This is a genomic window from Olsenella sp. An285 (genome assembly GCF_002159625.1).
GTDB classification, from domain to species: domain Bacteria; phylum Actinomycetota; class Coriobacteriia; order Coriobacteriales; family Atopobiaceae; genus Thermophilibacter; species Thermophilibacter avicola.
The window spans coordinates 1-10,512 of record NZ_NFIZ01000025.1; the positions used below are offsets into that span (position 1 = coordinate 1).

The 10,512-nt window shown below is 71.7% G+C and carries 5 protein-coding genes and 1 pseudogene; 3 read left to right on the forward strand and 3 right to left on the reverse strand.

Annotation, left to right across the window (positions count from 1 at the left end):
• Nucleotides 1-219 precede the first annotated feature (219 nt).
• From gltX to B5F79_RS10660, 3 genes are all read right to left on the reverse strand, one after another.
• On the reverse strand, nt 220-1,698 hold the full coding sequence (gltX, locus tag B5F79_RS10650; protein WP_087221437.1) for a glutamate--tRNA ligase: 1,479 nt from the start codon (nt 1,696-1,698) through the stop codon (nt 220-222).
• A gap of 488 nt (nt 1,699-2,186) precedes the next feature.
• Complete coding sequence (locus tag B5F79_RS10655; protein WP_087221440.1) at nt 2,187-4,412, reverse strand: YhgE/Pip domain-containing protein; 2,226 nt, start codon at nt 4,410-4,412, stop codon at nt 2,187-2,189.
• On the reverse strand, nt 4,409-7,003 hold the full coding sequence (locus tag B5F79_RS10660) for a YhgE/Pip domain-containing protein (protein WP_087221443.1): 2,595 nt from the start codon (nt 7,001-7,003) through the stop codon (nt 4,409-4,411). Before B5F79_RS10660 ends, B5F79_RS10655 begins: the two co-directional genes overlap by 4 nt.
• 284 nt (nt 7,004-7,287) lie before the next feature.
• Here B5F79_RS10660 and B5F79_RS10665 point away from each other — a divergent pair, with 284 nt between their 5' ends.
• The 3 genes and pseudogenes from B5F79_RS10665 to B5F79_RS10675 all read left to right on the forward strand — a co-directional run.
• Nucleotides 7,288-7,923, forward strand: a complete 636-nt coding sequence (locus tag B5F79_RS10665) for a TetR/AcrR family transcriptional regulator (RefSeq protein ID WP_087221446.1) — start codon at nt 7,288-7,290, stop codon at nt 7,921-7,923.
• Between the two features lie 369 nt (nt 7,924-8,292).
• Nucleotides 8,293-9,576 (forward strand): methionine adenosyltransferase, encoded by a 1,284-nt coding sequence (gene metK / locus B5F79_RS10670; protein ID WP_087221449.1) that lies wholly within the window; start codon nt 8,293-8,295, stop codon nt 9,574-9,576.
• A gap of 175 nt (nt 9,577-9,751) precedes the next feature.
• Nucleotides 9,752-10,512: pseudogene (locus B5F79_RS10675) on the forward strand (hypothetical protein); the annotation flags it as partial.

Sequence of the window (10,512 nt, forward strand, 5' to 3'; positions counted from 1 at the left end):
GATGGGGGTGCGGCTTTGCGACGGTTCTGACCCAGAAAGTGTCGCGGAGCCGCACCCCCTTTCTTGACGTGCGGGGGAGCGACACAATTGCCGAGAAGAACGTCGCGCCGCCGCACCCCAACGGCCGAGGTGCGGCGGCGCGACACTTTTCCAGCTAAAAATGTCCGGGGGCTGCACGCCAAGCGCGCAGCCCCCGGACGGCAGGCCCTTGTGGCGACCCTACAGCGCCATGGCCCTTGCGCGGTCGATGCGCGCGAGGCAGTCCTCGCGACCCACGAGCGCCATGGTCTCGCCCAGCGGCGGTGACACCATGTTGCCGCAGACGGCAACGCGCACGGCCTGGAAGACCAGGCGCTTCTTCATGTCGAGCGCCTCGGGCAGCGTCTCCAGCGCGGCGTCGATCGCGGCCGGCTCCCAGGCGTCGAGCCCCACGAGCGCCTCGCGCGCCGCGTCCAGCACCGCGCCCATGCCCTCCTTGGCGAGCCCCTTGGCCACGCTCTTCTCGTCGTAGGCGAGGGTCTCGGCGGTAGCGAAGACGGGCGCGGCCACCGTGACCACGTCGGCCGGGAACTTGGTGCGCGGCTTCACGATGGCGGCCAGCGCGTCCACCCAGGCCTCGTCCGCCTCGAAGCCGTCGCCCACGAGACCGGCCTCGTGGAGCTCGGGCAGCATGACCTGGTCCGCGAAGTCGGCGTCGCTCATGGAGCGGATGTACTCGGCCTGGATCCAGTCGAGCTTCTTGGGGTCGAAGGTCGCCGGGTTCTTGGACACGTGGTCGAGCGAGAACTCGCGGGCGAGGACGTCGCGCGGGATGATCGTGGTCTCGCCGTCGAGCGACCAGCCCAGGAGCGCCAGGTAGTTCACGAAGGCGTCCGAGAGGTAGCCCGCGTCGCGGTACTCCTCCACGTTGGTCGCGCCGTGACGCTTGGAAAGCTTCTTGCCGTCGGCGCCCAGGATCATGGAGATGTGCGCGAAGGTGGGCACCGGTGCGCCCAGGGCCTCGTAGACGATGACCTGGCGCGGGGTGTTGGAGAGGTGGTCGTCGCCGCGGATGACGTGGGTGATGCCCATCATCGCGTCGTCCACCACGGTGGCGAAGTTGTAGGTGGGCGTGCCGTCCGTGCGCTGGATGACGAAGTCGTCGAGCTCGCGGGCCGCAAAGGTCACGTCTCCGTGGACGGCGTCGCGCACCACCACGTCGCCGCGGTCCTCGGGCACCTTGATGCGCAGGACGTACGGCTCGCCGGCGTCGATCCGGCGCCGGGCCTCGGCGGGGTCGAGGTCGCGGCAGCGGCGCTGGTAGCCCTGGAAGGGGTCCTTGCGCGCCTGGGCCGCCTCGCGGTCGGCGGCGAGCTGCTCGGGCGTGCAGAAGCAGGGGTAGGCCTTCCCCTCGTCCCAGAGGCGCTGCGCGGCGTCGCGGTAGAGCTGGGCGCGCTCGGTCTGCTTGTAGGGGCCAAAGTCGCCGCCCACCTCGGGGCCCTCGTCCCAGTCGAGTCCCAGCCAGCGCATGGCGCGCAAGATGATCTGGGTGTTCTCCTCGGTGGAGCGCTCGGGGTCCGTGTCGTCGATGCGCAGGATGAAGGTGCCGTTGTTGGCGCGGGCGAAGGCCCAGTTGTAGATCGCGGTGCGCGCGCCGCCCACGTGGAGCTTGCCGGTGGGGGAGGGCGCAAAGCGCACGCGCACGGGGGTGTCTGACATGAGGTTCCTCTCCGTGAGACAATCGTCACATACGCCATCAGTATAGCGCGCTCGACTTTCTGGCCGAGGCCGGGACGGCCCTTGGGGGAAATCTGCTGCCGTGCCCGGGAGGGAAGCGTGCCGTCGCGTGCAATCAGGCGGATAGTGTGAAATTCGGGGCTCGTTCTCTGCAATCAGGGGGATAGTGCGAAGCGATTCTCAGGGCACCCCGAGTATCCGCCTCGGCCGCAACAGGCATTTTGCTGGAGATGCGATGCCAATCGTGCCGAGACGTCCCGAAAACGCTTCGCACTATCCCCCTGATTGCATTGTTGGGGCCGCTTTTTTCACACTATCCGCCTGATTGCGGACCCTACTCTCAGCTCGCCCAATGCCGAGTGACGCGCTTCGAACGGACCGCACCTCCCGAGGGGCTTTGTCCGTCCAAAACGCGTCACTCGTGCGGAGGCCCGCGCCTCCGCGTCCGGCGCCTCCGTGACGCAGGGCGCTCACATGAGGCGGGTCTCCTCCAGGCGCTCCTCGAGCCGCTCGTTGAGGCGGATCACCGGACGGCGGAGCACCAGGCCTAGGAGCAGGGCGGGAACGAGGTAGGCAAGAAGGACCGCCAGCTCGCGCCAGATGTCGCCCTCCCAGACGCCGAACATCGCCGCGCGCATGGCGTTCTCGCTGTGGACGAAGGGCAGCCACGCGTAGACGGCCTGGAATGCGGGTGGCAGCATCTGGGGCGGGAAGGTGCCGCCCGAGCCAGCCACTTGGACCACCATGAGCACCACGGCCACGGCCTTGCCCACGTCGCCGAAGGACGCGGTGAGCGAGAAGATCAGGTTCACGTACACGAGCGAGGACGTGAGGCACGCGAGGAGGAGCAGCCACGGATGCTCGCACTGCACACCCAGGTAGAAGAGGTCGCCGCCGCAAATGAGCGCAGCCTGGGCGAGCCCCACCGCGCAGAACAGCAGGAGCCTCCCCACGTAGGCCTGCGCGTGCGAGCAGCCGGTCTCGGCAAGCGCCTCGGCCGAGGGGGTGGCCCGCACGAGCGCGCAGAGCACGACGCCCCCGATCCAGATGGCGAGCGTGGTGTAGAACGGGGCCATGGCAGACCCGTTGTTCTCCACGGGAAAGATGGCCGTGCGCTCCACGTCGACCGGCGCCGCGACGAAGTCGGCGAGCTCGGAGGGGTCGGCGGCGAGCACCCTGCGGACCTGCTCGACGTCTCCGCTGGCCAGTGCCGCGGAGAGGCGCTCGCGCAGGTCGCCCAGCCGCCCCGCGCTCTTCTCGATGGCGTCTGCCGTCTCGTCGAGCGAGGTCTGCGCGTCGCCGAGCGTTCCCTCGGCTCCCCGCGCGGCGTCGCGCGCGGCGCAGAGCGCCGCCGAGAGGCTCCCCTGCACGGCGTCTGCCTGTGCCGCGGCGCCGCCGACCTGCGTCGCGAGCTCCTCGAGCACGCCGCGCACGTCGGCGTCGTAGGACCCGCGCACCTCGTCGATCGCCGAGCGCGCCTCGCCGACGAGCCCTGCGAGCTCCTGGCGCGCCGCCCCGGCGTCGGCCGCGCCCGCGTCGAGGTCGGACATGGTGCGCTGGAGGCCCTGCGAGAGGTCGCGCATCTCGTCGGCCGCCTGCGTCACGCGCCCGGCGAGCCCCTGCACGCGCTCGCGCGCCGCCGCCACCCGGTCGCGCGCCGCCCCCTCGGGGAGCGTCTCCTCGAGCTGGCCCATAAGCGCGGCCTGCTCCCCGAGCGCGGACGCGAGCGCGTCGAGCGAGGAGGCCTGCCCGTCCGCGGCGGCGCGCGCGTCGTCGAGCAGGCCGCGGACGCGCGCCGACTGCGCCTCCGCCGCAGAGAGCGCGTCGTCAATGGCGTCGTCGACCCCGTCGAGGCCCGCCCCGGCGGACGCGAGCGCCCCCTCGACGGACGTCGCCGCGCCGTCGATCGCAGAGCCCGCCCCCGCGAGCCCGGAGGCCGTCTCGCGCAGCGCGTCGCCCGCCCCGGCGGCGGGGGAGAGCGCCGACTCCGCCGCGTCCGCGCCGCTGCCGAGGAGCCCACGCGTCGAGGCGAGAAGCTCGGAGAACCCGCGCACGTCGTCGGCCGTGCCGGCGAGCGAGTTCTCCGCGTCAGCCACGGCGGAGCCGAGCCGCGCGGCGAGCGAGGTGACGCCGTCGTCGTCGAGCGCGCGAGAGAGCTCGTCGAGCACGCCCGCCCCCACGCTCGCGACCGACCGCGCGAAGCTCGCGTCGATGTCCGCCTGCGCGGCGGCCGACGCCTTGTCCGTCACGATCGTGGCAATGGCGTTCTCCTTCTCGTTCTGGTAGAAGCTCACCCGCGGCCGCCCGGAGGTCCCCGAGAGCACGCCCATCATGTCGCGCGAGAAGTCCTCCGGGATCACGATCGCGGCGAAGTACTCGCCGGACCGCACGCCCTCTACGGCGTCGTCGGCCGAGGTGACCTCGTAGCCGATCGACTCGGACGCGCGCAGGTCGGACACCACGCGCTCGCCCATGTTGACCCTCACGGGAAGGAGGCCCCCCTCGTAGCCGGCGTCCTCGTTTGCCACGGCCACGCGGAGGTTCCTCGTGTTGCCGTAGGGGTCCCAGCTGCCGGCGATGTTGAACCACGCGTAGAACGACGGCACGGCCACTATTCCCGCAAACACGACGAGCGCGATCGCGCTCGAGACCGCGTGCCGGGCGTCGCGGCGCAGGAACGCCCAGACTCCCCTCATCGCCCATCGCCCCCTCTCATGTCCTCGACGAGCCCCACGAGCTCGTCGGTCCCCATCCTCTCGAGCTCGCTCATGCGGGCGAGCCGGTCGTGCGCGTACTCGACGCCGATGAGGTACGCGCTCGCGGCCACGAGCGAGAGCACCCACAGCACGAGCAGCGCGAACTTCGCGGGCGTCACAAAGAGCAGGGCGAGAAGGACCAGCGGCACGGCGAGCAGCGCCGCCACGCCCCGCCGCACGAGCCGCGGGTACGCGACGTCGAAGCGCGCTGCCCGTGCGAGGAAGGCCTCCCTGTGGCCCGGCGAGGTGGCAAGCGCGTCCACGACGGACGCGAGGAGCCCCTCGTCCTTCTCGCCCCATGCGGCGGGGTGGTCTGCGATGAGGAGGTCCGTCTGGGCCATGCGCCGGTCGAAGAGGGCGTTCACGCGCGCCAGCCTGCGGCGCGCCGCCACGCCCAGCAGCAGCGCCGGCAGTGCGAAGGCGAGAAGCGCCAGCAGGTTGCGGACGTAGTAGCCGTCGTAGAAGCCCGCCACGGCCTCGCGCATGGCGTTGATGCCGTAGGTGAAGGGCAGCCACGGGCCAAGCGCGCGGAAGAAGTCGGGCTGCATCTGGATGGGATAGAGCCCCGACGCGCCGGGGATCTGGAGGACCACGAGCAGCACGCCGAGGGCCTTGCCCACGTGCTTGAGGGCCACCGCCAGCGCGTAGACGATAAGCACGTAGACGAGCGACTCCACCATCCCCGCCAGCACGAAGGCGGCGGGCGAGACGCACTGGACGCCGAGCGCCACGTCGCCCACGCAGCAGACGAGCGCCTGCACCTGCCCGAGCAGGGCGAGCAGCAGCCAGCGGCCGAAGAACGCCTGGGCGGGCGACACCTCGGCGACGTCGAGGCCCTCGCGGTCGACCTCGAGCTTGTAGACGGCCACGAGGACGAACCCGCCCACCCAGAGGGCGAGGTTGGTGTAGAAGGGCGCCACCCCCGAGCCGTAGTTGGCGACGGGGAAGACGGGCTCGCTCGCCATCTCGACGGGGGCTCCGAGCGCCGACCCCGTGGACGCGGGGTCGAGCGCGAGCAGGCCGCTCACGGCGGCGGAGTCGGAGGCCCCCGCTACGGCCGCGAGGTCGTCGGCGAGGCCGCCCGCCGTGCCCGCGGCGTCGCGCAGGCCCGATGCAGCCCGCCCGAGCGTGGCGTCGCACTGGGCGAGAAGGGCGTCGAGCTGCGCCAGCGTGCCGTCAGCCTGCCCCGTCATCGGGCCGAGCGCGGAGACGCCGCCGGCCACGCGCCCGCCGGCGTCCGCGAGCTCGTCGAGCGCGGCGGAGAGCTGAGGCGAGGCGTCCTGCGCCACCTGGGAGCGGAGCCCCTCCAGCGAGGAGGCGCCCGCCTGCACTGCGTCGTTCACCTCCCCGGCGAGGCTGCCCATCGCGTCAGCGCCGGAGGCGACCTCCCGGGAGGCGGCCTCCAGCTCGTCAAGCTCGGCGGCCTGGTCGGCGGAGAGCCGCTCGAGGTCGGAGAGGGCAGAGCGCAGGCCCTCGACCACGCGGTCGCGAAGCGCGGCCGCCGCCCCGTCCGAGGGGCCCGCCGCGGAGAGCTCGTCCAGGGCGGACTCGAGCGTCCCCAGCATACCGCCCACGGTGCCGTTGGCGGCGCGGATCTGCGAGATGGCCGCCTGGGCGCGCCCCTGCGCCCAGCCCACGTCCCCGGCGATGGCGCCGATGTCGTGGCTCGCGGTCGAAGAGAGGTCGGCGAGCGCGCCCGCGCCCGTCCCGAGCGCGGAGGAGAGGTCGCCCGCGAGGGTCCGCGCCCGCCCGCGCGCCTGGCCGAGCGTCCCGAGCGCCGCGTCGAGCGACCCGGCGAGCGAGCTTGCGGCCCCGCCGGCGTCCGCCACGGCGGCGCGGGCGTCGCCCACGGCCTCGCGAGCGGCCGCGACATCGCCGCGCGCCGCCTCGAGCACGCCCGCGAGCCCGTCGAGGCGACCGCCGACGTCGCGCAGGTCTGCCGCCGCGCCCTCCGACGCAGCGTCGGCGGCGCCCGTCGCTCCGCGCACGGCGCCCTGGAGCCGCTCGGTCACCGTCTCTCCCGCCACGCTGACGAACTCCTGCGCTATCTGGGTCTCGAGCGTGGTGGCGCCGGTGTCCGTGACCTTGGGCGCCACGGCGTTCGCCTTCTCGTTGACGTAGTAGCCCACGTGCGCGGGCTCGGTGCGCCCGTCGAGCACGCCCGCGAGCGAGGAGGTGAAGTCCTCGGGGATGACGAAGGCCGCGAAGTAGCGCCCCGAGCGCACGCCCTCGAGCGCGTCCTCCTCGCTGTCGACGAACGTCCATCCCAGCTGGTCGTTCTCTTCGAGGCGCTGGCGGACCATGTCGCCCGCGTCCGTGAAGCCCATCCCGGGGACGTCCGCCCCCCGGTCGAGCTCGGCCACCGCCACGGGGACCGTGCCCGTGTTCTCGTACGGGTCCCAGTTTGCCAGTATGTTGAGCCACGCGTAGACGGAGGGTATGACGCAGACCCCCACGGCGATCACGATCGCGGCGGGGCTCGCGAGGAGCCTCCTCAGGTCGCGGATGAATATTCGGATGGCGGTGCGCATGCTTGACGATCCCCTCTGGTCCTCCGGGCGGTTCTGTCCAGCCGAGTGACGGGCTTCGGACAGATGGGGCCGCGGAAACGGCCCCATCCGTCCAAACCCCGTCACTCGGCCGTCGGGCGGGCTGCCAGGCCCGCTTACCCTCTCGTTTCCCTTTCGGCCGAAACTATACACTCGCGTTCAATATTTTTGAACTGCACTCAAAAATAGAGACCAGATGATAGGATTCTGCTAACGAGAGGCGAACCCGGGGGAGGCTCGGGACGGCGTCGCGAGGGGAGGCGCGCATGGGTGTCAGGGGAGGCCGGGCGGAGGCGAGGACCCGCAAGAGCGCGGTGACGCGCGAGAAGATCATGGAGGCCGCGGCGGAGCTCATGGTGGAGCGCGGCGGGACGGACTTCCAGATGATGGAGGTCTCGTCTCGCTGCGAGATGTCGAAGGGCTCGCTCTACTACTACTTCGCGGACAAGGGGGAGCTCGTCCGCGCCGTGATGGACCGCTCGGTCGAGGCGCTCGTCGACGCGGTGGAGCGGGTCGTCGCCGATGCCCCCTCGGCGGCCGACTCCATCCTCGGGCTCGTTCGCGCGCTCGCAGAGGCCCTGAGGCCCGGCGGCCCCCTCATGCTCGCGATGCTCGGCTCCGGGACGAGCGCGACGGGGGCGCCCGCCGTGGAGGGGCCGCGGCTCGCGCGCGTCCTCGCCATCCTCACGGCCCAGCTCGAGCGCGCCAAGGGGGAGGGGCTCGTCCGCGAGGACGCCGACAGCCGCCTCTGCGCGGCCGCCGTGGCAGGCGCCTTCCTGGTGTTCGAGCACGTGGCCCCCGACGGGGCGCCCGAGAGCGTCGAGGCGCTCACCCAAAGGATTCTGGACCTCGCGCTCTTCGGCGTGGGCACGGAGCGCGGCCGCGCCGTCTTTCTCGGCTGACCCACGGGCGCGACGACCGGTGTTGCTGCCATGCCGCCGCCGAGCATGCCTCGGCGCACGGCTTCTCGTCTTCAGCGACCGATTCCGTGCATATGGGCATGCTGGTACATACGGCATGCTCGAAGGCGAGGAGAGCACCTGCTTCTCGCCTCTCGCGCCTGCCGAGCATGCCTTCGCGCGCGGTTCCGCATGGCGAGAAGAACCGGCGAGAAGAGCCCGCCACCCTCCTGCCCGCGCCGGAACGTGTGGTTGCCGTGCTGACGTGCGGGCGCGGCGTCGGCGCCGCGGCATTTGGGTATCATCACTAGGCATTTGTATCGGGAGGGGCGGAATGGCAACGGCCGCCCCGAAAGCGAAAGAAGGACCGACATGTCTTCACCCCATCGTTCCACCTCGTCCCGCAGCTACCTCTTCACCTCGGAGAGCGTGACGGAGGGCCACCCGGACAAGATCTGCGACCAGGTCTCCGACGCCATCCTGGACGCCCTTCTCGCCAAGGAGGCCCAGCTCCAGAGCGAGGGCTACGTCTCTCCCTCCGGCGTTCCGGCCAACGTGGACAACGTCCGCTGCGCCTGCGAGACCTTCGTCACCACCGGCACCGTGATCATCGCCGGCGAGATTCGCACCGAGGCCTACCTCGACGTGCAGACCATCGCCCGCGACGTCATCCGCCGCATTGGCTACACGCGCGCCAAGTTCGGCTTCGACGCCGACACCTGCGGCGTCCTCAACCTCATCCACGAGCAGAGCCCGGACATCGCCGCGGGCGTGGACGAGTCCTTTGACGCGCAGGCCGGCCGCACCACGGACCCCATCGACCTTGTGGGCGCCGGCGACCAGGGCATGATGTTCGGCTACGCCACGGACGAGACCGACGTTCTCATGCCCATGCCGCACTACCTGGCCAGCCGCATGGCCGAGTGCCTGACCGAGGTGCGCAAGAACGGTCAGGTTCCGTACCTGCGCCCGGACGGCAAGACCCAGGTGACCGTGCGCTACGAGGACGACCGCCCCGCCGAGGTCACGGCCATCGTGGTCTCCACCCAGCACGATGCCGCCATCGAGGACATGAACGTCATCAAGGCGGACATGGTGGACTACGTCATCGCCCCCGTGATGGACACCGTGGGCATCGAGTGGCACGGTGCGGACGTCTACGTCAACCCCACCGGGCGCTTCGTGGTGGGCGGTCCCATGGGCGACACCGGCCTCACCGGCCGCAAGATCATCGTGGACACCTACGGCGGCATGGGTCGTCACGGCGGCGGCTGCTTCTCCGGCAAGGACTGCACCAAGGTGGACCGCTCGGCCGCCTACGCCGCGCGCTGGGTGGCCAAGAACGTGGTGGCCGCCGGCCTCGCGCACCGCTGCGAGATCCAGCTGGCCTACGCCATCGGCGTCTCCCACCCGCTCTCCGTCATGGTTGACACCTTCGGCACGGGCTCGGTGGAGGACGGCGTGATCGAGCGGGCCGTGGAGCGGGTCTTCGACCTGCGGCCCGGCGCCATCATCCGCGACCTCGACCTGCGTCGCCCCATCTACGAGAAGACCGCTGCCTACGGGCACTTTGGCCGCGAGCTCCCCGAGTTCACCTGGGAGCGCACGGACCGCGCGGACGAGCTCCGCGCCGCCGTGGAGGCGCTCGCGGGGTAGGGACTCCTCGCAGAGGGACGTCGGGCGGGCTCGCGCGCAGTTCAATGTCGGCGCGGGCCCGCCCTTTGCTTGGCGCGTGTCCGCGTCCCCGCGCGTGACCTCCTCGCCTCCGCGCGATTCTTGTCCGGTCCGTGCGGTAGGATTTTCCAGACAGGACGATCGTGGAGAGGATCCCATGCCGCTCACCCTACTGACTGCGACAAGCGAGAAGATCGTCGGCCCCGAGGTCGAGCGCCGTATTCGCGAGGCGATGGAGGCGACTGGCAGGGCGGTGCTGCTCGTGCCGTCGTTCCCACAGGCGCTCGACGCCCAGCGTGAGCTTGCCGTCATGGGCGGGCTTGCGCTTGGCGTCACGGTGACCACCGTGGAGGCCTGGGCCGAGGAGCGGTGGGAGGTCTGGGGTGACGGCAGCCGCCTCGTGGACGACGCATCGCGCGACGTGCTGGCAAGCCGCGTCCTCGCCCGCGCCGCCTGGCGCCCCGGCTCCGCCCTGGTGGACACCCCCGGCGCGGCGGCCCTTCTCGCCGATCTCGCGCGCGAGGGCCTTCCCTGGCTTGCGAGCGCTCCCGCACCCGAGGGGGTGACGGGCGCCGAGGCGGCCCTCGTCGGGCTTTTGGCGGGCTACGAGGCGGAGCTTCGCTCCCGCGGCCTCGTGGAGCCGTGCTCCGCCATGGCCGGGCTCGCCGAGGCGCTTGACGCAGGGGGCGCCCTGGTGCCGCCCGTGGTGCTTGCGGGCTTCGAGGACATGGGTCGCTCCCAGCGCGAGCTCGTCTGCGGGCTTGCCTCGAAGCATGACGTGACCCTCGTCGCAAGGGAGGGCGAGGGGCCGTCCGGCGCGCAGGGGCGCAGGCTCGTTCGGCAGGTCTGCGACCTTGCCGCCCAGAGGGGCGTCGAGGTCTCGGCGAGCTCCCCGGAGGTTCCCGTGGGACCTGGGCC